The following is a 21,179-nucleotide window of genomic DNA, read 5'->3' as shown; positions in this document are numbered from 1 at the left end:
AGTGGGGGTGGTGAGGAGTGTCGTCCGCCGCTGCCCCTGCGGGTGGGAAGCAGGGTCTGGTTGGCGGAAAATCGCATGGAAGACCTATCGGACTTTGGTGGACTTGTCACCCTTTCGCGCCGAGAAGTCACGTACGTCGGTCGAGAAGTCACGTGCGTCGGCCGACTTGGCACTCGATTGCCCTCTCGGGCGACGGGAGTGACGCCTCGGGCGACGGGGGTGACGCCTCGGGCGACGGGGGTGACGCCTCGGCTGAATGGGGTCAGGCGAGGGCGGCGCGGCGTACGTCTCCGGCGGCGATGCCGAAGCGCTTGCGGAAGGCCTGGGAGAAGTACGAGGCGGAGGTGAAGCCGCACTTCTCGGCGACGTCGACGGTGCGGATGCCGGGGTCGGAGCCGGCGGAGAGCATCGCATAGGCGAGCTCGAGGCGGCGGCCGAGGATGTGGCGGGGGACGCTGGTGCCGGTGTCGGCGAAGAGCCGGGACAGGTGGCGCTCGGAGATGCCGGCGCCTGCGGCGACGGCGGGAGCGGAGAGACCGGGGTCGGCGAGATGGTCCTCGATGAACGCCTTCGCCGCCGCCCGGTGTGCGGTGGCCAGCGACACCTTGCCGGCGGTGGCGATCACCGAGATCAGGTCGAGCACGGCACCCTCGTCAGCCGGAACCGGGTCGTTGGCCCGAAGAGCACGGCCGACCATCTGCACCAGGGCTCGCCCGTGCGGGTCCTGGTCGCGGCCGGCGTCGAGGACGAGCGGCGTAGGCATGGACGCCATGCCGGTGCGGGCCGCGAAAGCCGGCACCGGGACCTTGACCGCGAGCTCCTCGAGCCCGTGCCCGAAACCGCGCAGGAACGGCGCGTCCACGTCACAGACGATCAGCTGTCCGGGCCGGATGACCTTCCGGTGGCCGGCGTACTCGAGGATCGCCTCGCCGCGGAGGCTGGCGTAGACGGCGATCGATCGGGCGGGCATCTCCTTGACCAGGCTGGCCGGCCGCTCGACGACGTGCCGGGTGGCCCGGACCCGGGCCAGATGGATCTGGTCGAGCTGGAGATTGATCTCTTGCGCATCGAAGCCGTGGCCGTCGATGGGCCGACAGGAGAGCGCCACCAGCGCGCTCGCGTTGTGACGTTCCCACGCCTCGACCTGAGCGTCCGCGCTCAATCGGTTGGTCTCGAAGACCTCCGGGCGACGAACCGGTGCGACGAGGGGGACTGAAGCGTCTCCGGCTGACGGCACGAACCGACTCTACGGCGTCCCCACAGCCCACGACGATGACTTAGGGAAGACTTACCTTTCTGGAATCGTTCAAGAAAAGGTGGCACAGTTGCTTCCAGAAGCAGAGACCAGAACACAACCCAGGGGGATCCACCGAACATGACCACCAAGACCGACACCAGCAGCGCCACCCACACCTCGCACCCGGCGTTCGTCCCGAGCCCGGCGTTCGCGACCCAGATGCAGCGCCTGCTCGTCGATCTGACCGAGCTCAGCCTGCAGGGCAAGCAGCTGCACTGGAACGTCGTGGGCAAGAACTTCCGCGACATGCACCTCGTCCTCGACGAGGTCGTCGACGCCGCTCGTGCCTTCACCGACGAGGTCGCCGAGCGGATGCGCGCGCTCTACATCCTCCCCGACGGCCGCACCGGCACCGTCTCCGAGGACACCACCCTCGCGCCGCTCCCGGCGACCGAGGTCGACACCGCGACGGCCGCAGACCTCGCCGCCGCCGCGCTCTACGCCACCTCGAAGACGGCTCGTGAGATCCACGACGACATCGACGCCGAGGACCCGACCACCGCCGACCTCCTCCACGCGATCATCACGCGGGTGGAGCAGCTCGCCTGGTTCATCGACTCGGAGAACCGCGTCGCCAACCAGTCGAAGCCGGCTCAGCTGACCGTCTGACCCAGTCGGCGCATCTGCCCCAAAGAAACCCGTCGAGTCGGCGCATCTGTCCCGAGTTATCCACAGGCCCTGTGGAAAACCTGGGACATTTGCGCCGACTCGGCGGATTTAGAGGAGCTTGCGGAGGTTCTGGGTCACGTCTGCCAGATCAGACGCCCGTACGTCAACCTGCCGGTCGATCATCCTGCGGGCTGCGCGCACGGCGTTGGGGTCGTCGACCGCGACAGCGCCGATGACGCGCTCGCTGCGGAGAGTGAACACCGAGAAGGGTGGCTCGCCGACCACGCCACGTACGACGGTCTGATGCACGGCATCCGGAGACCGCATCTCGCCGACCCCTTCGACGTGGAGGCCGTAGCGGTCCGTCCACCACCACGGAGCGGCGGCGGGCGGGGGCGCGATCTCGAGGATCGTCGCCGCCGCGCGGGCGCCGTCGACCTGGGCGGCTTCCCAGTGCTCGGCCCGCGGATGGTCGCGGAGACGGGAACAGTCTCCGACCGCGAGCACCGACGGGTGGCTGGTCAGCTGACCGGCGTCGATGAGGACGCCGCGGTCGACCTCCAGGCCGGCCGACTCGGCCAGGACGTTCTCGGGGCTCAGGCCGACGGCCAGAAGTACGGCGTCGAACTCGCGCGAGTCACGTTCGCCCTGCAACTGGACTGCGACTCCGGTCGGGGTCTCCAGCAGCGTCTCGACCGTGGTCGCCAGCGCCTCGACACCGTGGACTGCGTGCAGACCGTGCAGCCAGGTCGCAACCTCGGACCCGACCGCGGCCGCGAGCGGCGGCACGAGGGGGTCGACCAGCACGACCTCCGCCCCGAGGCCACGCGCGGTGGAGGCGACCTCTGCCCCGATCAGCCCCGCCCCGACGATCAGCAGGCGCGCCCCGGGCACGAGCTGCGTACGAAGCCGATCAGCGTCCGCGACCTCTCGCAGCACGTGGATCGGGGCTGCCTGAGCGATCGGCGGCCGGACCGCACGACCCCCGGTTGCGAGCACGATCCGGTCGGCGGTGAGTATCTGTCCGTCGGCGAGCTCGACCTCGCCCGCGTCCGGGCGCACCGCAACGGCGGCAGCGCTGCCGATCAGCGAGATCCGCTGCTCGGCGTACCACGAAGGCGGCTGCAGCGCGATCGACTCGAGGTCGCGGCTGCCGGCGAGATACTCCTTCGACAGCGGCGGGCGGTCGTACGGGACGGCATCGGCCGAGACGAGCGTCAGCTCACCGGCGTACCCATGCTTCCGCAGCTCTGCGACGGTCGACACCCCCGCGATCCCGCCACCGACGACGACGACGGACGAGACCGTCACGGCCTCTCGCCGGGGAACAGGTAGACCTCGCCGTCGCGCACCTCGACCCGGTGCGGCACGGTGTCGCGGGTGGCCGGGAGGCCGTCGACCTTGCCGGTGCGCAGGTTGAACCGCGAGGAGTGCAGCGGGCACTCGACGTCCCCGTCCTCGACCCAACCCTCGGCCAGCGAGGCGGTCTCGTGAGTGCAGGTGTCGTTGAGGGCCCAGCAGGTGCCGTCGTCGTCCCGCAGGATGGCGATGTCGTCCTCGGTGCCGGTGATGTCGGAGGAGATGGCGATCCCCTCGCCCTCCGGGATGTCGTCGACGGACGCGACGCGGATGCCTGTGCTGCTTCCGTCGTTTCCACTGATTCCGGTCATGCCCCCATCTTCTAACGCCGGGCACAAGGAACCGGCCACCTCCCCCCGAGGTGGCCGGTTCGTTTCCTACGTCAGACCGTCAGATCAGTCCGGGCAGGTGTTGCGGTAGTCGGACAGGTTGATCGAGGACGGCGCCGGGCAGAGGAACTGCGAGTAGCGGGTGTCGTCGTCGACGTACCTCTTCATCCAGGTGACGAAGAGGCGCCCTTGCCAGTCGTCGTCGGTGTTGGCGATGAAGTGGTCGCCGTTGTTGATCTCGCCGTACGCCTTCTCCCGGGCCCCGCTGGCGGAGGTGTAGAAGGGGATCGAGTGCGACGACACCGGCGCGACGCTGTCGTTCTCCGCGCCGATGATCATGGTCGGGACCTGGATGCCGGGCCAGGTCTTGTCGGTGTGCCAGGGCTGCAGCGCGACCGCGGCCTTGATCGAGGAGTCCTGGTTGGCCGCGGCGAGCGTGCCGCCGCCGCCCATCGAGTGACCTGAGACCGCGATCCGGGTCTCGTCCAGACGCGAAGCGACCGCGGACGAGGCACTGTTCTTGAGGTACGAGACCGCGGACAGGATCTGCGACCCACGGCTGTCGGGCTGGTCGTAGCGGGAGTTCGTGTCGATCGCGAAGACCACGAACCCGTGCGAAGCCACCCGGCGCGCGACGGCGGAGTAGGACGACGAGGAGGCCGTGAAGCCGGGGGCGAGCACGACACCGCCGTACGTCCCCTCGCTGGTCGAGGTGGGGTAGTAGATCGTCCCGCCGCCGAAGCCGGTCACCAGTGAGGAGACCGAAGCCGTGGAGAGGGAGAACGTGCCGTTGTCGAGAACGCTGGCCGAGGTGGGGTTCGGTCCGCGCTCGTAGGGGCTCTCCGCTTCGGCCGGGGCGACCAGACCGAAGAGGGGGAGAGTGACGGCCGCGGCGACCGCGGCGATTCGGAGAGAGAGTGATCTGAGCACCGAGCATGCTCCTTCGTCCATCCGGCCCCGGGCTGTCCGGGGTTCCGGTTGCTACTCGACGGTAGGGGCGCGGATCGGCGTCCGGCACCGGCACGGAGGCAGAACCTCGTTGGGCGGTTGTCACAAAACAGAAACACAATGGTGCGCCCCGGGGCGATCTCAGGGGAACGCCGGATGCCATAGGTACCGCGCCTACATATTGTCGACCCGTGACCACCCAGACACCCGCGCGCCGACCACGCATCAGCCTCCTCTGCTTCCGAGCTGTCGCGGTCGCGACCGCACTCTTCGCGATCGGACAACCGATCTTCATCGGCTCCTACTTCGCCGGCACCTTCGACGCCCTGGGGCTCCACACGGCCGGCGCGGCGGCCTTGCAGGGACTGGCACTGCTGCTCCCGATCGCTGCCGGGGCAGTCGTTGCAATGGGCGGTCGCTGGTGGTTCCTGATCTGGTCGGTCGTGCTCTTCCTCCTCATCCACGTCCAGGCGGTCCTCGGCTACACCCGGGTCCTCCAGCTGCACGTGCCCATCGGCGTCCTCACCGTCGGGGTCGCCGTGGCCCTGGCGATCGCCGCCGTGCGCCGCGGCGCCGGAACGCCGCGGGAGGTCCGGGGATGAGGCTCAGGCGACGCACCCTGCTCGGCGCCGGCCTGGCCGTCCCGATCACCGGATCGCTGACCGCCTGCGGAGACACGCACGGTCAGACCGGACAGGTCCTGGCCAGCGCGGCCCGGCTGCCCGAGGCGTACGCGACACCGTTGCCGCTGCCGCCCGTCAAGCGCCCTGCGGGCGGGCTGATCGAGATCGCCCAACGGCACGCATCGGTCGAGATCCTGCCCGGGCTGAAGACCGAGATGATGACGTACGACGGGGTTTTTCCCGGACCCACGCTGGAGACCCGTCGCGGCGAGACGGTGACGGTACGCCACACCAGCTCGCTCACGCTGCCGACCGCGACCCACCTCCATGGCGGGCACACGCCGGCGGAGAGCGACGGCTGGCCGACGGACCTGCTGGTGCCTCCGAGCTTCAACACCTACCAGGTGCCCCAGACCGGTCACGACGGGCACGCGCCGATGGCGGACCCGTTGGCGCAGGTCAGCACGGGGGAACGGGACTATCGCTATCCGCTCGACCAGCCCGCGACCACGCTCTGGTACCACGACCACCGGATGGACTTCACCGCCCCGCAGGTGTGGCGTGGGCTGGCCGGATTCCACATCGTCCGCGACGCCGAGGAGGACGCGCTCTCGCTGCCGCGCGGCGAACGGGAGATCCCGTTGATGATCGCCGACCGGGCCTTCGACGAGGACGGCGCGCTGCGCTACCCCGCGCTCGACCCGGAGCTGCTCGGCCAGCCCGGGGTCGAGGACCGCTACATGGCCGGCGTGCTCGGTGACGTCATCCTGGTCAACGGCGCCCCCTGGCCGGAGGCGGAGGTCGATGCGGCGCAGTATCGGCTGCGCCTGCTCAACGGTTCCAACGCGCGCCGCTACGAGCTGAGCCTGCGGACCGCCGACGGGAAGCCGTTGGCGTTCACCCAGATCGGCTCCGACGGTGGCCTGCTGGCTCGCCCCGTCCAGCACGACGCGATCACGATGGCCTCTGGCGAACGGTTCGACGTCGTCGTCGACTTCCGTTCCCTGGCACCCGGGACGACCGTCGAGCTGCGCAACGCCCTCGGCACCGGCCGGACCGCTCAGGTGATGAGGTTCCGCATCGCCCGCCGCGCGACCGACGACGTCCGGGTCCCTGAGCGGCTCGCCGACGTACCCGAACCCGAGAAGCCCGACGGAGCGGTCGTCCGTCGGTGGCACTTCCGCCAGGCGAAGGTGCACGGCCGCAAGGGCTGGGGGATCAACGGCAAACCCTTCGACCCCGCCGTGCCGCAGGCCCAGGTGCCGCTGGGCTCCACCGAGATCTGGGAGTTCTTCACCGACGCCCACCACCCTGTCCACGTCCACCTCTCGCCCTTCCAGGTGCTCCGCCGCGGCAACCGCGGCCCCGGCCCGATGGACCACGGCTGGAAGGACACCGTCGACGTCCGTCCCTATGAGGCAGTCCGGGTCAGGGTGAGGTTCGAGAAGTACGCCGGCCGGTTCCTGATCCACTGCCACAACCTGGAGCACGAGGACATGGCGATGATGGCCGGGTTCGAGACGGTCTGAACCGGCAGCGGCCGGGGCTCAGCTCGCGTCGAGCCGCTTCTCCATGTCGTCGAGGATCGACTCGACCCTCCGGTATGTGTGGGAGCTGTAGGCGCCGATGCTGCGCTCGGCGGCGAGCGCGTCGCGCATCGCATCGAGGTAGCGCAGCTGCAGGATCATCGTCTGCTCCATCGCCGCTGGCCTGAGTCTCGGCGTCTCCCGCACACCCGCCAGCACCCGCGGGAGGATGCTGTCCTTGAGCCTCGTCACCAGCTTCGGGTCGATCGGCTCGCCGTCGATGGTCTGGGACTCCAGCGGTCCGAGGGTGTCGATCGCATCCTCGCCGACCTGGCGCAGCAGCGCCCGGAACGCGTCGTGCCGATCCTTCGAGGACTCACCGGGGAAGCGCATCCGGCGGATCAACGCCGGGAGCGTGAGCCCGAAGAGCACGAGCGTGATGAGCGCGACCAGGAAGGCGGCGAGCACCACGGTGGCCCGGTAGGAGGTGCCGACGGGGATGGTCTGGGCGGCGGCGACCGTGACGACGCCGCGCATTCCTGCCCAGCCGATCGTCAGGAAGCCACGCCTGGTGATCGGCTCGCGCTCCTCGAAGTCGATGTCCGCCCGACCCCGGGCCAGTCGCCGACGCGCCGAGGTGATCCGGGCGTCCTCGCGATCATCGGCAGGGGTCAGCGAGTCGAGCTTCTCCTCGAACTGGTCCAGGCGGGCGCGTACCTGCTCCTGATCCTCCTCCCGGTCCCGGAGCGCCGGCCCGGCGAGCCCGACGAACCGCAGCAGGACCAGCAGGCCGACGATGACCAGAACGAGCCCGGTCAGCTCCCCGGGGGTGGTCTCGCCGCGGGCGGCATCGACGAGCGACGGGAGCTCGTAGCCCATCGCGAGGAAGACGCCGCTCTCGAGGATGAAGTTGAACGTCGTCCAGGTGGTGGCCTGGGTCTGCCGGTCGCGCGCGCTGAACCGGCGGCTGCCGAGCGCGCCGGTCACCAGGCCGGCGACGACGACAGCGAGGACTCCGGAGGCGTTCAGCTCCTCGGCCGGGAAGTAGGCGATGAACGGCACCGCGAACGAGATCGTGGTGTTGAGCACCGGGTCGTCCAGGCGCTGCCGGAGCACGACGGTGACCCAGCCGACGACACCGCCGATCACGAGCGCGCCCAGCACCGCCCACCCGAACTCCAGCGCCGCGCGCCCTACCGAGAACGAACTGGCCGCGGCGATCGCCGCGACTGCCGTCCGAAGGACGACGAGCGCGGAGGCGTCGTTGACCAGGCTCTCGCCCTCCAGCACCGTCATCACCCGCGGCGGCAGCCCGACCCGGCGCCCGATCGCTGTCGCCGCCACCGCGTCGGTGGGGCTGACGACCGCGCCGAGCGCGACCGCGAGCGGGAACGAGATCGCTGGGAACAGCCAGTGGACGACGGCGCCGATCACCAGCGCCGAGACGATCACCATCACGACCGACAGCCAGCTGATCAGCCGGAGGTTCCGCCGGAAGTCGATCACCGGCAGGTTGACCGCGGAGGAGTAGAGCAGCGGCGGCAGTACGCCGGCCAGGATCAGCTCCGGCTCGATCTCGATCTCCGGAGCCCCCGGCAGATAGCTCGCCCCGATCCCGAGCCCCACGAGCAGCAGCGGCGCCGCCACCCCCGTTCGCCGCGAGAACACCGACGCCGCGATCATGATCGCCAGCGCCGCTCCGACGATCAGCATCACCTGATGGTCCACGTTGGGGATTCTAAGTGTCCCCCGCGGTCAGATCGGGGAGGAGCGGCGACCGCCAATCAGGCGTCCATGGACGTCACACGCACTTCGTCATGGCCTCGGTGAGCTTCTCGTCACCCATCATCGCGGAGACGGACGAAGGGTCGGTGATGGAGTCCAGGTCCACGTTGTCCATGAACGCTGCCGACATGCACGTCGCCTGGTCGTCGGTCATGCCCGCCTTGACGTACATCTCGGTGAGGTAGTCCTCGAAGCCATCCGGGTCGTTCGTCGGGTCGGGGATGTCCCCGACAGCCGGCACCGACGGCTCTGCCGCGGCCTCGGTCTCGGTGGCCTCGGTCTCTGCAGCCTCGGTCTCGGTCGCCTCGGCCTCCGCGGCGGGCTTCGAGTTCGGCTCCTCGCTCTCGGAGCCACCGCAGGCGGTGGCCGTGGCCAGGAGCAGCAGCGGGACGGCAACGGCAGACGCCATGCGGCGAACATTGATCTTCATGGTCGACATCCTCCTCAGGTCGCTCGCCGACTGTCCACAAAAGCGCACAGAAGTGCGGAAACGTTGGGTCGCCACACCAACGCCACGACCACGAGCACCCGGCCGTCCCGATCACTTGGTGGCGTACGCGACGATCTGCTCGCCGATCGGCGAGAGCCGGTCCGCCTCGACCACCAGGTCCCAGCCGTGGCCGCCCTCGGCGGGCACGAACTCCGAGGACGTGGCCTGCGCCAGCGCTCGAGCGGCGTCGGCCTCATCGGCCCCGTCGACGTCCTCGGCGATGACGACCAGGCCCGGCATCCTGATCGAGTCGGCGAGGGCGGCCAGGTCGACGTCGGCCCACGTCGAGGGCCCCGACAGGTCGACCCAACCGTCGACGTCCACCCCGGCGGCGACGGCCCGCACGGTCTGGCTGCCGCCCATCGAGGCACCGACGAGCACGATCGGGGTGTCCGGCCACTGCTTCTCGACCTCGCTCAACGCGGCCCGCACCTGTGGCACCGGGTCGTCGAGATCCTTGATCCGACACTCGGCCGCGCCATAACCGCATTGGTCGAAGGAGAGCCCGGCGACGTCGTGGTGACCCGCCAGGATCGCGAAGTCACCCCAGCCGCAGCGGTCCCCGTCGGTCTGATGCAGCATCACCAGGACCGCCGACGGAGCCTGGCCGTCCGGAGGCGTGAAGCGGATGGCCGGCAGCGCGAGCGCCGGCCCCGACACCTGGATCGACTCGACCTCGACACCGGTCGACGGCAGGAAGCAACCGCGGAGCTCCCCCTCGACGTACGGACCGTCCGACGGCAGCACCGGACCCGACGCCTTCGCTTCTGCTGGGTCCCCGGCGCGGCCCTCCGCACCACACCCGGCCACCAGCAGGCCGATCACCGCCGCACCGGCCGCTATGCCGCCCTTCACGCTCCGCATATGTCAATATTGACATATGCCAGACCCGGCCGCACCTGTTTCCAACCTCGGCTTCGCGATCCTCGGGCTGCTGGCGCGACGCGAGAGCACCGGCTACGAGGTCGCGCAGCGGATGCGACAGCCGATCGGCTACTTCTGGACCGCCCGCCACTCCCAGATCTATCCGGAGCTGAACCGTCTCGACGCCGCCGGACTGGTCGAGCACGAGGTCATCGAGGGCGCCGGCCCCCGGCCGACGAAGCGATACCGGATCACGGAGGCCGGCAGGACCGCCCTCGCAGCATGGGTCGTCGGCGACCTGGATCCCCAGCCGGTCCGTGACCTGGAGATCCTTCGGCTGTGGTCGATCTGGACGGTCGAGCCCGCAGCCGCCGAGGACCTGGTCAGCCGACTCGAAGCCGCCCATCGGCGCACCCTCGACCGCTATCTCGAGGAGTTGGCCGAGATCTCCGACAGCCCGGGCGTCCGCGATCCCTCGAACCCGCTGTTCGCCAGCCGGATCACGCTCGAGGGCGGCATCCGGTCGCGGCGTACGGCGCTGGAGTGGTGTGCCTGGGTGCGTGCCGAGCTCGCCGCCGCCGAGCGCTGATCAGCCCAGGTTGGAGACCTCGGCGGCGATCGTGGTGTCGTCACCGTGGCCGGTGTGGACGACCGTCTCACCAGGAAGCGCGAACAGCTTGGCCCGGATCGACGCCTCGATGGTCGGTCGGTCGCTGAACGAGCGCCCGGTGGCCCCGGGACCGCCCTGGAAGAGGGTGTCACCGGTGAAGACGCAGCCCAGCGAGGGCACCGACAGACAGACCGCTCCCGGCGCATGACCGGGCGTGTGCAGGACGGTCACGTCGGTGTCGCCGATCTGAAGGATCTGCCCGTCGGAGAGGTCGGCGTCCCACAGCTCGTCGGGATGGGTGAGCTCCCACAGCGGCCGGTCGTCGGGGTGCAGCAGGATCGGGGCCCGGACTGCCTCCCGCAACGCCGGCGCCATGCGTACGTGGTCGTCGTGGGCATGGGTGCACACGATCGCCTTCACGGTGCGGTCACCGACCACCGCCAGGATGTCCTCGACCGAGTGCGGAGCGTCGATGACCAGGCACTCCGTGTCGTCGCCGACCACCCAGAGGTTGTTGTCCACCTGGTGCGTCTCGCCGTCGAGGCTGAAGGTGCCGCTCGTGACCGCGTGGTCCACACGTACGGTCATCAGAGCACCACCACCGAGCGGAGGACCTCGCCCCGGTGCATCTTCTCGAAGGCCGCCTCGATGTCCCCGATCCCGATCTCCTCGCTCACGAACGCGTCCAGGTCGAGCCGCCCCTGGCGGTAGAGGTCGACCAGCATCGGGAAGTCGCGGCTGGGAAGGCAGTCGCCGTACCAGCTGGACTTGAGCGCGCCACCGCGGCCGAAGACGTCGATGAGCGGGATCTCCGGCACGGTCATGTCGGGCGTGGGAACACCGACGAGGACGACGGTGCCGGCCAGGTCGCGAGCGTAGAAGGCCTGCTTCCAGGTCTCCGGACGCCCGACCGCCTCGACGACGATGTCGGCGCCTTCGGCACCGTCGTACGTCTCGGCGCAGATCCGCTTGATCTCCTCGACCGGGTCGGTCTGCGAGGAGTCCACGGTGTGCGTCGCGCCCATGGCCGCGGCGCGCTCGAGCTTCTTGGGGTCGATGTCGACGGCGATGACCGGGCTCGACCCGGCCAGCGCCGCACCGGCGATCGCCGCCACCCCGACACCACCGCACCCGATGACCGCCACCGAGCGCCCGCGGGTCGCGCCGCCGGTGTTGATGGCGGCACCGATGCCGGCCATCACGCCGCAGCCGAGCAGGCCGACGGCGGCGGGCCGGGCCTCCGGGTCGACCTTCGTGCACTGACCCGCCGCGACCAGCGTCTTCTCCGCGAAGGCGCCGATGCCCAGCGCGGGCGAGAGCTCCGTGCCGTCCTCGAGCGTCATCTTCTGGGTGGCGTTGAACGTGGCGAAGCAGTACTGCGGCTCACCGCGCTTGCAGGCCCGGCAGCTGCCGCAGACCGCGCGCCAGTTGAGCACCACGAAGTCGCCCGGCGCCACGTCGGTCACGTCCGGACCGACCGCCTCGACGATCCCGGCGGCCTCATGACCCAGCAGGAACGGGAACTCGTCGTTGATCCCACCCTCGCGGTAGTGGAGATCGGTGTGGCACACCCCGCACGACTGGATCTTCACCACCGCCTCACCCGGCCCCGGTGCGGGTACGTTGATCGTGACGAGCTCGACGGGCGCGCCCTTGGCGCGGGCGATGACGGCCTTGACCTGCTGCATATCTCTCCTCTCGAGGCACCGGAGACGTCCGGTCCCTCGCGATTCATCCTCGACGGTTGCTCATCGGCACGGCAAGGGCCGCCCGACATGATCCTGTCAGTTGCCTGCGCCGACCGCGTCGGCCGGCTCGAACTTCTCCCGATGGATCAGCCGGGGTGCCATCCGCCGCCGCTTGAACGCCTTGACCCCGGCCTCGACCAGTGCCGGCGAGCCGCACAGCCAGCCGGACCAGCCTCGGGCGCTGGCGATGTCGTCGACGAAGGCATCGGGTGCGTAGCCGCTGCGGTGCCCGGGCACTGACTCCCGGGAGAGCACCGTGACGAGGTTGAAGCCGCGATACGTCGCGGCCAGCTCCGCGAGCCGATCGGTGTCGTAGAGGTCCGCGGCGGTGCGTACGCCGTGGTAGAGCACCATCGTGCGGTCCGGGTGCCGCTCCAGAGCGGTGCGAGCGATGCCGAGCAGGGGTGCCAGCCCGGTGCCGCCACCGATGAGCACCATCGGCTCGCCGTCGTCCTCGTCCGCGTCGGGGACATGGAAGTCGCCGAGCGGGCCGCGTACCTCGACCCGGTCACCGACCGCGGCCGCGCCGAAGAGCCACTCGCTGGCCACCCCGCCGGGGATGCGGCGCACGTGCAGCTCGAGGACCTTGTCCTCCTCGGCGGTGTTGGCCAGCGAGTACTGGCGTCGCTCGCCGGTGCCGGGGACCAGCAGCTCGACGTATTGCCCCGCCGAGAACGCGAGCGGCTCCTCGAGGCCGAGGAGGACCCGCCGGGTGTCCCGGGCGATCTCCTCGACCTCGACGACGGTGGCGGTGAGGTCGCGCAGCACGTGGGTCGTACGTCCCATCTCCTCGCCCCGCAGCGCGACCTCGGTCTCCGCGAGCGGCCGGGCCTGGCAGGCGAGCGCCAGACCGGCGGCGCGCTCCTCCGCGGTCAACGTGTCGAGCGGCGAGCCGCCGTGGTCCACCTCGCCGCAGACGACCTGCAGCTTGCAGGTCCCACAGGTGCCCTGGTTGCAGGAGTTCGGCATCCAGATCCCGGCCCGGAGGAAGGCCTCCAGCATCGACTGGTCATCGGTGCACTCGACCCGGCGGCCTGAGACGCTGATCGCGGTGGCCACGGCTCACACCTCCCAGGTGCTGTGCAGGCTGGTCGGGCCGCGGAATCCCCAGCCCCAGAACTCGACACCCTCGCCGGTGTCGCGCTCCAGGTTGGGGATCGCCTCGAGGAGCTCCTCGAGACCGATCCGCATCACCTGGTTGGCGTAGTAGATCCCGGCGCACGCGTGGTTGCCGGCGCCGAAGGCGAGGTGCGGCAGCGGCGGCCGGTGCAGGTCGTACGCCGTGGGTGCGTCGTATTTCCCGGTGTCGTGGTTCGCGGAACCGTAGGACAGGATCACCGGGGTGCCGGCGGGCAGGTCGACGCCGGTGATCGTGACGGGCGTGGTGCTGATCCGCGCGGTCGCCGACCAGATCGGGGAGGTCCAGCGCATGCCCTCGGAGATGGCCCGCGGCAGCAGCGACGGGTCGTCGACGACCTCCTCCATCTGCTCGGGACGGCTGAAGAGCCCGACCAGTGTCGAGGCCATGCCGTGCCCCGGCTCCTGCATCGCACCCAGCAGGTAGACATAGATCGTCGGGTAGATGTACTCGCGGTCACGGGTCTTCCCCGGCGGCATCCCGTCGTGGAGCCAGTGCGAGATCGCGGTGTTCTCGGGGTGCTCGATCCACCGGTCGATAAGCGGGTCGACGACCGCCTGGATCTCCGCGCGAGCCTCGTCACCGGGAGTGAAGCCGTCGGGGTTGGTGAACTCACCGTTCTCGTCGACCCCGGCGTTGGTGAAGGACACGCTGAGCTTGTGGAACCACTCGCGGAGCTTGTCGGAGGAGACCGACTGCAGCCCGAGCAGGTCGCCGAGAGAGCGTACGGAGACGGGCTCGCAGTACTCCGCGACCAGCTCGGCGCGGCCGCGGTCCTCGAACTGCTCGACGTAGTTCCGCGCGATCGGGCGGACCAGGTCGTCCACCCAGCTGTCGACCTCGGCCGGCTGGAGCTGGGGCTCGACCATGCCGCGCAGGTCGGCGTGGATGTCGCCGTTGACGCCGATGATCGCCGGGTGGCCGAACGTACGCCCGCCGGCCGGGGTGATCACCGCCTCGAAGTCGGGGCTGGTGGCGACCTCCCGGCAGATCTCCGCGGTGGAGGCGACATAGGAGCCGAGGACCGGGACAAAGGCGAGCGGCGCCTCGCGGCGCAGGCGCTCGTAGGTCGGGTAGGGGTTCCGCTCGAGCTCGGTCATCGTCACGTCGTCGAGCCAGGAGAGGTCCTGCTTGCCGGCTTGCTGCGTGGTCGTCATGGGTGCTCCTCGAGAGATGGGAGGGTTCCGAACAGGACTCGAAAGTAGTTCGGTCCTCGCGACCCGGCGACACGGATTGCGCGGGTTCAGCACCCCGGACGCGACCAATTTGTGACGCTCGTCTCAGGTACGCTCTGCGGCATGGCCGGTCGTATGCGAGCCGCTCCCAGGGACTGGGGGCAGGCCTCGCGCGTCGTGGCCCAGGCCTACTTCCCGCACGAGCTCCGGCCGGTCGGCGGCGCTCACGAGCCGCGGCTCACGCTGCGTACGCTGGATCTCGGGCCGGTCCTGATCGGCCACGTCGGCTGGGGCGCGGATGTCGCGATCGAGTGCGACTACCCGAGTGCGTACGAGGTGAACATGCCGATCACCGGCCACCTGGAGAGCCGCGGCCGGTTCGGGGACCTGACCTCGGTCGTCGGCCAGGGCACCGTCTTCCGGGCCGACACCCCGTCCCTGATCAGCCACTGGGACGCGACCTGCACCGTGCTCGGCGTGAAGTTCGACAGCGACTGGCTGGAGGTCGAGACCGAGCGGATCCTGGGCACCGACCGCGTCAATGCCCGCGCCCTCCTCCCGGAGCAGCTCTCGCTGGAGCACGGCCGCGGACGCGCCTGGCACCACCTGATCACCAGCCTGGCCACCAACCTGCACGACCCGGACCTCTTCGCCGACAGCGAGCTCGTACGCCGCCAGCTCGCCGGCGCGGTCGCCGCCGGCCTGCTGGAGATGTGCTCCCCCGACGGCGGCGTCACCGCGGCCGCGCAGCCGCGGACGATCCGCCGCGTGGTCGAAGCCCTCCACGACGACCCCGCCCGGGCCTGGACCGCCGCCGACATGGCTGCGCTGGCCGGCACCAGCGTCCGGCGCCTGCAGGAGGGATTTCAGCGGTGGGTGGGCAGTCCGCCCTCGCAGTACCTCCTCGACATCAGGCTCCAGCGGGCCCACGCCGACCTGCAGACCAACCCGGCCCTGAGCGTCGCCGACGTCGCGGCGGCCTGGGGATTCTCGTCCGCGAGCCGTTTCGCTGCCGCTCATCGACGGAGGTACGGAACGGCGCCATCGGCCGTCCTACGGCACGGCGGCCGCACCATCTGACAGTTCCCGGCCGGGCCGACCGCTCGAGGACGCAGGGGTCAGGACGGGATCCCGTCGCGCAGCAGCCGGCGCTGCGTACGCCGCCCCTGCGCGACCACGAGAGGTACGGCCGCGAGGCCGAGCCCGGGCAGGGCATCGCCCAACCTGGCCACCAGCCCCCGCCAACCCGGCACGGCGGTCACCGGCCGCGGCTTGTCGAGAACCTTCGCGACCGCAGCGACGACCTCGCCGGGCTGGAGCAGCTTTCCCGAGAACGACAGCGCCGAGGCAAGGTCGTCGAGCTTGTCGTGCAGCATCGGCGTCCAGATCCCGTCGGGGCAGATGCACGAGATGTCGATGTCCTCGACGCCCGCCAGCCGAAGGTCCTGCAGCGTGCTGAGGCTGAACCCGATCGCGGCATGCTTCGAGGCGGCGTACACGGCCTCGCCCGGCACCGCGGTCAGGCCCGCCAGGGACACGATGTTGACGATGTGGCCGCCGGTGGTGCGCATAGCCTCGATCGCCGCGACCGTCCCGTTGATGGTGCCGCCCGCGTTGACCTCGAGGATCAGGTTCCGCTGCTCGGGCGACTGCTCCCAGGCCGGGCCGGTGAACAGTACGCCGGCGTTGTTGACCCAGACGTCGAGCCTGCCTGCGGCCTCCACGACCGCGTCCCGAGCCGCCTCCACCTGTGTGGCGTCACGTACGTCGACGGCCATGGCGGTGGCTCCACGGCCGATCTCGTCGGCGGCCGCCTGAGCGCTCGCGGCATCGACATCGGTGACCAGCACGTGGTGACCGCGGGCTGCGAGCAGCTCGGCGATCTGCCGGCCGAGGCCGCGCCCTGCTCCGGTGACCACGGCACCGCCGCGGACCTCGCTCATCGCAGCCCTTGCCAACGTCTTCTCCTTGCCACCAGGGAGTGATCAGGTTACGACCAGGTCATGTTGATCGCTCGCTGGAAGTTGATGTAGCCGGCACGGCTGAAGGCCTGCGCCATCGGGATGTTGTCGAGGTCCGTGGACGCCCGGATCCTCGGTACGTCCTGAGCTGCGAGGATCCGCGTGCCTTCGCCCAGCAGGTCGTCGATGTAGCCGTGACCCCGATGCGCGGGCAGGACGCCGACGTAGGCGATGATCGCGTGGTAGCTGTTCCGGGCGGGAATGACGAAGCCGACTGGCTCGCCGTTCTCGAGCTCGGCCACCTGCCACCACTCCCGCGGGCTGGAGAACCCGGCGAACTCGTCGTCGAAGTGCTTGGCGGCGACGTCCGCCGGCGACATCGTCTCGAGGTCGGCCTGACTGTGAGCGTCGAGCGTCCCCTTCAGTACGGGCTCCATCAGAGCCACGAGCTCGTCACGATCGCTCACCGATCGGAATCGCAGGCGCGCGCTCGGCGCCGGAACCGAGGAACCGGCCCGCCACTCGAGGCGCAGACGCTCGACGAGCGGTTTCGCGCCGAGTCCCTCGAGGACGGACATGCGCGACTCGACGACGCGTCGAGCGGCCGGATCGTCCCGCCAGTCGGGCGGGATGTACCGCCCGTACTCCGGAGGCGTCGACCCGGCCGGTACGACGGCAGCCTGCGCGGTCCGCAGGAGCCGGGTCCCGATCGCGATGGCCGCGTCCGAGTCCAGGGTGTCGTCGAGGTCGAAGAAGTCCAGGACGTCTGGTGCCGTCGCGTCCGGTCGACCCCACCACGAGGCGCGGGCAAGCAGACGGTCGCCGCTCATGGCGACCCACATCCACTCGGGGCGACGCCGCCCCTCGGCCAGATCGTCGGCCAGCTCGTCGTCGAGCACGTAGGTGAGCCGAAGGAACAGGTCGAGCTCGTCCTGGCCGGAGAGGGGTCGGACGACGACGTCGCCGATCGAGTCAGTGATGTTGTGCTCCTCGAGAGTGGGGGGGTGGGGTGCGGGTGCCGTCGTAGGCTAGGGCACCTTGTCCGGACCCGCGGGACTGGATCTACCTGACCAGTGGCACCAGAAGGAATCGCTCCAGCAGGCGACGTTCCGACTCGTCGCCCCCGGGGTTGGTGAGGAACGACAAGATGACCCGCAGGACCCAGTCGGCGAGGTCGGGGTCCTCGGCGCCGTCGGCGAGGTACGCCTCGGCGGTCCCGCGGATCAGCGGCGAGTCTCGGAGCACCTCCCGGAGCAGCGTGCTGTCACCGGCGTACCAGGGCTGGAGATGGGGCCGCTCGCGCACGGCGGCGAGGCAGGCGAGGACGGCCTCGACGATCCGGCGGCGGGGTTCGGCGAGGTCGGCCGTGGCTCGGGCGACCTGTGCGGTGATCTGCCGCGCCTCGCGGTGGGCGAAGGCGTGGACGAGCGCGTTGCGGTTCTCGAAGTAGCGGTAGAGCGTCGCCCTGGAGCAGCCGGCCGCGCGCGCGACCTCGTCCATACCGGGACGGTCGACGCCGCGCTCCACGAAGAGCGCGCCGGCGGCGTCGAGGATCCGCTCGGCCGCGAGGTCCGACCGGGCGTCAGCCAGCCAGCTCATCGGGCCACCTCGACGCGGAGACGGACGGGCCTGCGTACGTAGCTCCCCGGCGCCCACTCCACGGAGTCGTGGTCGACGGTGAACGACGGAATCCTGGTCAAGATCTCGGTCAGGGCCACCCGGCCCATCATCCGGGCAGCGGCCGCACCCAGGCAATGGTGGGCGCCGTGGGCGAAGGTCAGGATCTGCCGCGGGTTGCGCGTGACGTCGAGCTCCTCGGCGTCGGGACCGAAGACCCGCGGATCCCGGTTGGCGGCGGCGTAGCAGAGCAGCACCTTCTTCCCGGCCGGGATGGTGACGTCGTGGATCGTCACGTCGCGGGTGGTGGTCCGAGCGAGTCCCTGCACGGGAGAGGTGAGCCGCAGCAGCTCCTCGACGGCGGCCGGGACATCCTGCAGGGCGAGCTCGCGCTGGTCGGGCCGGTCCGCCAGCAGCGGCAGGCCGCCGCCCAGCAGCCCCGTGGTCGTGTCGTTGCCGCCGGCGACCATCGTGAAGGCGAACGCGAGCACCCGCAGCAGGCCGGCGTCGTCGTCGGCCTCGCCGGCCGCGACGAGGTGGGAGACGGTGTCGTCGCCGGGCTCGCGTCGACGTCGCTCGATGAGCTCGGCGAAGTAGCCCATGAGCTCGGCAGCGGCTCCGGCTCCGGCTCCGGCTCCGATGCTCTCGTCCTGCGCCGCATTGGCGGTGACGATGGCATCGGTCCAGCCATCGAAGCGACCCCAGTCCTCCTCGGGGACGCCGAGATAGTGGGCCACCACCATGCTCGGCAGGGGCTTGAACAGGATCTGGACGATGTCGCCGCCCCCGGCCGCCCTGATCTGCTCCACCCGTTCGACGACGAACCGGGTCACCCGAGGGGTGATGTCCTCGACCTGCTTAGGCGTGAATCCGCGGTTCACCAGCTTGCGGAAAGCCGTGTGCGACGGCGGATCGGTCATCACCATCGGCGGGTTGTCGGCCAGGCCGATCCGCTCCAGCTCGTCGGAGGCCGTGGTCAGCCCGCCGGTCGAGCTGAACGTCTCGTGGTCGCGTACGGCGGTGTGGACATCGTCGTACCTGGTCAGGACCCAGTAGTCGCCCTTGGTGACGTGGTGGACCGGGTCGCGCTCGCGCAACGCGGCGTACATCGGCCACGGGTCGGCCCAGGTCGCCCCCGTCAACGGGACATAGGACACCGGGCCGTGAGACATGACGGAGATCATGTCTCATAGAGTCGACAGTCGACACCAATGTGTCAAGGGGGTGGTTGAGTTATCGTGAGATCGGCTTCCTTCCGCAACGGGACGTTCTACGTGCGGTAGCCCTCAAACCAGGAAGTCTTGGTGTGTAGCCTCTCGGGCGGCCGTCGCGAACCCCGCGTCAGCCGCCGACAGCCGAAATCACTATCGTTCGTGATCGGCGTCACAAGAAGTATCGAGCAAGGAGGCGGAAATGAGCACGACACCTGAGAGCGTGCCGGACGGAGCAGCGGCTAAACGCGGAGCATTCTCTTCGCGAGGGGTCTTCATCTTCGCGGCGATCGGGTCCGCGGTGGGCCTGGGCAACATCTGGCGTTTCCCGTACGTCGCCTACGAGAACGGCGGTGGCGCCTTCGTCATCCCCTACATCGTGGCGCTGCTGACGGCCGGTATCCCGTTCCTCTTCCTCGACTACGCGATGGGCCACCGCTTCCGCGGCTCCGCGCCCCTGTCCTTCGCCCGCCTCCGCCGTGGCACCGAGGGCCTCGGCTGGTGGCAGGTCGGCATCTGTTTCATGATCGCCATCTACTACGCCGCCGTCATGGCGTGGGCGGTGCGCTACACGATCTTCAGCGTCACCAAGGCCTGGGGCGACGACCCCGAGGGCTTCTTCTTCGGCGACTTCCTCAAGGCCGGCGACCCGGGCGTCTCCACGACCCCGGTGTGGGGCGTGCTGATCCCGCTGCTGCTGGTGTGGGTCGCGATCGTGGCGGTGCTGCTGCTCGGTGTCCAGAAGGGCGTCGGCGCGAGCTCGGCCATCTTCATCCCGATCCTCGTGGTCGCGTTCGGGATCCTGGTGGTGCGCTCGCTCTTCCTCCCGGGTGCGGCTGAGGGCCTGGACGCGCTCTTCACCCCGAACTGGGGAGCGCTGACCGATCCGACGGTGTGGGCTGCGGCGTACGGCCAGATCTTCTTCTCGCTGTCCATCGGCTTCGGCATCATGATCACCTACTCCTCCTACGTCCACAAGCACACCGACATGCCGGGGTCGGGCCTCGTGGTCGGCTTCGCCAATTCGGGCTTCGAGCTGCTCGCCGGCATCGGCGTCTTCGCAGCGCTCGGGTTCATGGCGCAGGCAAACGGGGTCGCTGTCGGCGATGTCGCCACCTCCGGCATCGGGCTGGCGTTCGTCGCCTTCCCCGCGATCATCAGCGAGGCGCCCGCTGGTGCCCTGATCGGCGTGCTCTTCTTCTTCTCGCTGGTCATCGCCGGCTTCACCTCGATGGTGTCCATCGTCGAGGTCGTGATCTCGGCGGTGCGTGACAAGTTCGAGATGACGCGCACCCGCGCCACGATCGCGGTCACCATCCCGATGGCCCTGGTCAGCCTGGTGTTCTTCTCCACCACGAGCGGGATCTACGTGCTCGACATCGTCGACCACTTCATCAACCAGTTCGGCATCCTGCTGGTCGCCGTCATCTCGATGCTGGTCCTGAGCTGGGGGCTGCGCGTGCTGCCGACCTTCAGCGACCACCTCTCCGACGGCAGCTCGATCGTCGTCGGCGCCTGGTGGCGGATCCTGGTCAGCATCGTCGCCCCGATCGGCCTCGTGCTCGTGCTCGGCCTCTCCTTCTGGGAGGACGTGAAGACGCCGTACGAGGGCTACCCGACCTGGATGCTCGCCGTCTTCGGCTGGGGCGTGGCCGGCGCCGTCATCGTCTTCGGGTTCCTGGCCGCGCAGGCCAAGTGGCGCGACCCCGAGACTCTGTCCGAGGTTCACTTCAACAAGAAGGGAGCACAGTCATGAGCGGCTCCGCCATCGTCATGATGCTCGTCGCGATGCTGATCATCTGGGGCGGTCTGGCCGTGGCCATCGTCAACCTGCGACGCAGCCCCGACCTTCCGCACGCGGACGAGATCCAGCGCGACCTCTGATGGTT

General features: G+C 69.8%; 22 protein-coding genes. 7 read left to right on the top strand and 15 right to left on the bottom strand.

Annotated features, from left to right (window positions below; all coding sequences use genetic code 11):
- Positions 1-262: 262 nt before the first annotated feature.
- Positions 263-1,237: a helix-turn-helix domain-containing protein gene (locus IEY84_RS09860; protein WP_183542570.1), complete on the bottom strand. Its 975-nt coding sequence runs from the start codon at positions 1,235-1,237 to the stop codon at positions 263-265.
- A 138-nt stretch (positions 1,238-1,375) separates the two neighbouring features.
- Here IEY84_RS09860 and IEY84_RS09855 point away from each other — a divergent pair, with 138 nt between their 5' ends.
- The gene (locus tag IEY84_RS09855) at positions 1,376-1,906 is read left to right on the top strand and encodes a Dps family protein (RefSeq protein WP_183542568.1); all 531 of its coding nucleotides are present in this window, start codon (positions 1,376-1,378) and stop codon (positions 1,904-1,906) included.
- Between the two features lie 108 nt (positions 1,907-2,014).
- Here IEY84_RS09855 and IEY84_RS09850 read toward each other — a convergent pair whose 3' ends face one another.
- The 3 genes from IEY84_RS09850 to IEY84_RS09840 all read right to left on the bottom strand — a co-directional run bounded on the left by IEY84_RS09850 (position 2,015) and on the right by IEY84_RS09840 (position 4,524).
- Positions 2,015-3,217: an NAD(P)/FAD-dependent oxidoreductase gene (locus tag IEY84_RS09850; RefSeq protein ID WP_183542566.1), complete on the bottom strand. Its 1,203-nt coding sequence runs from the start codon at positions 3,215-3,217 to the stop codon at positions 2,015-2,017.
- Positions 3,214-3,576: a non-heme iron oxygenase ferredoxin subunit gene (locus IEY84_RS09845; protein ID WP_183542564.1), complete on the bottom strand. Its 363-nt coding sequence runs from the start codon at positions 3,574-3,576 to the stop codon at positions 3,214-3,216. Before IEY84_RS09845 ends, IEY84_RS09850 begins: the two co-directional genes overlap by 4 nt.
- Positions 3,577-3,660: 84 nt before the next feature.
- The gene (locus IEY84_RS09840) at positions 3,661-4,524 is read right to left on the bottom strand and encodes an alpha/beta hydrolase family protein (RefSeq protein WP_229788563.1); all 864 of its coding nucleotides are present in this window, start codon (positions 4,522-4,524) and stop codon (positions 3,661-3,663) included.
- Positions 4,525-4,733: 209 nt separating this feature from the next.
- Here IEY84_RS09840 and IEY84_RS09835 point away from each other — a divergent pair, with 209 nt between their 5' ends.
- The gene (locus tag IEY84_RS09835; RefSeq protein ID WP_183542560.1) at positions 4,734-5,144 is read left to right on the top strand and encodes a hypothetical protein; all 411 of its coding nucleotides are present in this window, start codon (positions 4,734-4,736) and stop codon (positions 5,142-5,144) included.
- Positions 5,141-6,694: a multicopper oxidase family protein gene (locus IEY84_RS09830; protein ID WP_183542558.1), complete on the top strand. Its 1,554-nt coding sequence runs from the start codon at positions 5,141-5,143 to the stop codon at positions 6,692-6,694. The genes IEY84_RS09835 and IEY84_RS09830 overlap by 4 nt, the downstream gene beginning before the upstream one ends.
- 18 nt (positions 6,695-6,712) lie before the next feature.
- Here IEY84_RS09830 and IEY84_RS09825 read toward each other — a convergent pair whose 3' ends face one another.
- The 3 genes from IEY84_RS09825 to IEY84_RS09815 form a co-directional block, all read right to left on the bottom strand.
- Positions 6,713-8,419, bottom strand: coding sequence for a cation:proton antiporter (locus tag IEY84_RS09825; RefSeq protein WP_183542556.1), 1,707 nt, complete (start codon positions 8,417-8,419; stop codon positions 6,713-6,715).
- 73 nt (positions 8,420-8,492) lie between these two features.
- On the bottom strand, positions 8,493-8,906 hold the full coding sequence (locus IEY84_RS09820; protein WP_183542554.1) for a hypothetical protein: 414 nt from the start codon (positions 8,904-8,906) through the stop codon (positions 8,493-8,495).
- A gap of 111 nt (positions 8,907-9,017) precedes the next feature.
- Complete coding sequence (locus IEY84_RS09815; RefSeq protein ID WP_183542552.1) at positions 9,018-9,830, bottom strand: alpha/beta hydrolase; 813 nt, start codon at positions 9,828-9,830, stop codon at positions 9,018-9,020.
- A 16-nt stretch (positions 9,831-9,846) separates the two neighbouring features.
- Between IEY84_RS09815 and IEY84_RS09810 the strand changes: the two genes are divergently transcribed.
- Positions 9,847-10,419 (top strand): PadR family transcriptional regulator, encoded by a 573-nt coding sequence (locus tag IEY84_RS09810; protein ID WP_183542550.1) that lies wholly within the window; start codon positions 9,847-9,849, stop codon positions 10,417-10,419.
- On the opposite strand, the gene IEY84_RS09805 is transcribed toward IEY84_RS09810, so the two are convergent.
- The 4 genes from IEY84_RS09805 to IEY84_RS09790 form a co-directional block, all read right to left on the bottom strand.
- Positions 10,420-11,028 carry an MBL fold metallo-hydrolase gene (locus IEY84_RS09805; protein ID WP_183542548.1) on the bottom strand — a complete coding sequence of 203 codons (609 nt, stop codon included), beginning with the start codon at positions 11,026-11,028 and terminating at the stop codon, positions 10,420-10,422.
- Positions 11,028-12,128 (bottom strand): S-(hydroxymethyl)mycothiol dehydrogenase, encoded by a 1,101-nt coding sequence (locus IEY84_RS09800; RefSeq protein WP_183542546.1) that lies wholly within the window; start codon positions 12,126-12,128, stop codon positions 11,028-11,030. The genes IEY84_RS09805 and IEY84_RS09800 overlap by 1 nt, the downstream gene beginning before the upstream one ends.
- A 96-nt stretch (positions 12,129-12,224) precedes the next feature.
- Positions 12,225-13,247: an FAD-binding oxidoreductase gene (locus IEY84_RS09795; protein WP_183542544.1), complete on the bottom strand. Its 1,023-nt coding sequence runs from the start codon at positions 13,245-13,247 to the stop codon at positions 12,225-12,227.
- 3 nt (positions 13,248-13,250) lie between these two features.
- Positions 13,251-14,483 carry a cytochrome P450 gene (locus IEY84_RS09790; RefSeq protein ID WP_183542542.1) on the bottom strand — a complete coding sequence of 411 codons (1,233 nt, stop codon included), beginning with the start codon at positions 14,481-14,483 and terminating at the stop codon, positions 13,251-13,253.
- Positions 14,484-14,624: 141 nt separating this feature from the next.
- Here IEY84_RS09790 and IEY84_RS09785 point away from each other — a divergent pair, with 141 nt between their 5' ends.
- Complete coding sequence (locus tag IEY84_RS09785) at positions 14,625-15,581, top strand: helix-turn-helix transcriptional regulator (RefSeq protein ID WP_183542540.1); 957 nt, start codon at positions 14,625-14,627, stop codon at positions 15,579-15,581.
- Between the two features lie 38 nt (positions 15,582-15,619).
- Here IEY84_RS09785 and IEY84_RS09780 read toward each other — a convergent pair whose 3' ends face one another.
- The 4 genes from IEY84_RS09780 to IEY84_RS09765 form a co-directional block, all read right to left on the bottom strand.
- Complete coding sequence (locus IEY84_RS09780; RefSeq protein WP_229788558.1) at positions 15,620-16,459, bottom strand: SDR family oxidoreductase; 840 nt, start codon at positions 16,457-16,459, stop codon at positions 15,620-15,622.
- 32 nt (positions 16,460-16,491) lie between these two features.
- Positions 16,492-17,361: a GNAT family N-acetyltransferase gene (locus tag IEY84_RS09775; protein ID WP_221208532.1), complete on the bottom strand. Its 870-nt coding sequence runs from the start codon at positions 17,359-17,361 to the stop codon at positions 16,492-16,494.
- A gap of 163 nt (positions 17,362-17,524) precedes the next feature.
- Positions 17,525-18,061 carry a TetR/AcrR family transcriptional regulator gene (locus IEY84_RS09770; RefSeq protein WP_183542538.1) on the bottom strand — a complete coding sequence of 179 codons (537 nt, stop codon included), beginning with the start codon at positions 18,059-18,061 and terminating at the stop codon, positions 17,525-17,527.
- Positions 18,058-19,263, bottom strand: a complete 1,206-nt coding sequence (locus IEY84_RS09765; RefSeq protein WP_183542536.1) for a cytochrome P450 — start codon at positions 19,261-19,263, stop codon at positions 18,058-18,060. The genes IEY84_RS09770 and IEY84_RS09765 overlap by 4 nt, the downstream gene beginning before the upstream one ends.
- Before the next feature lie 229 nt (positions 19,264-19,492).
- Between IEY84_RS09765 and IEY84_RS09760 the strand changes: the two genes are divergently transcribed.
- Together IEY84_RS09760 and IEY84_RS09755 are read left to right on the top strand one after the other, a co-directional pair.
- On the top strand, positions 19,493-21,046 hold the full coding sequence (locus IEY84_RS09760) for a sodium-dependent transporter (protein ID WP_183542534.1): 1,554 nt from the start codon (positions 19,493-19,495) through the stop codon (positions 21,044-21,046).
- Positions 21,043-21,174 carry a methionine/alanine import family NSS transporter small subunit gene (locus IEY84_RS09755; RefSeq protein ID WP_183542532.1) on the top strand — a complete coding sequence of 44 codons (132 nt, stop codon included), beginning with the start codon at positions 21,043-21,045 and terminating at the stop codon, positions 21,172-21,174. The genes IEY84_RS09760 and IEY84_RS09755 overlap by 4 nt, the downstream gene beginning before the upstream one ends.
- The last annotated feature ends 5 nt before the right edge of the window (positions 21,175-21,179 follow it).

The organism is Nocardioides albus, from assembly GCF_014648255.1.
GTDB classification, from domain to species: Bacteria; Actinomycetota; Actinomycetes; order Propionibacteriales; family Nocardioidaceae; genus Nocardioides; species Nocardioides albus.
This window is presented reverse-complemented; position numbering and strand designations above follow the sequence as displayed.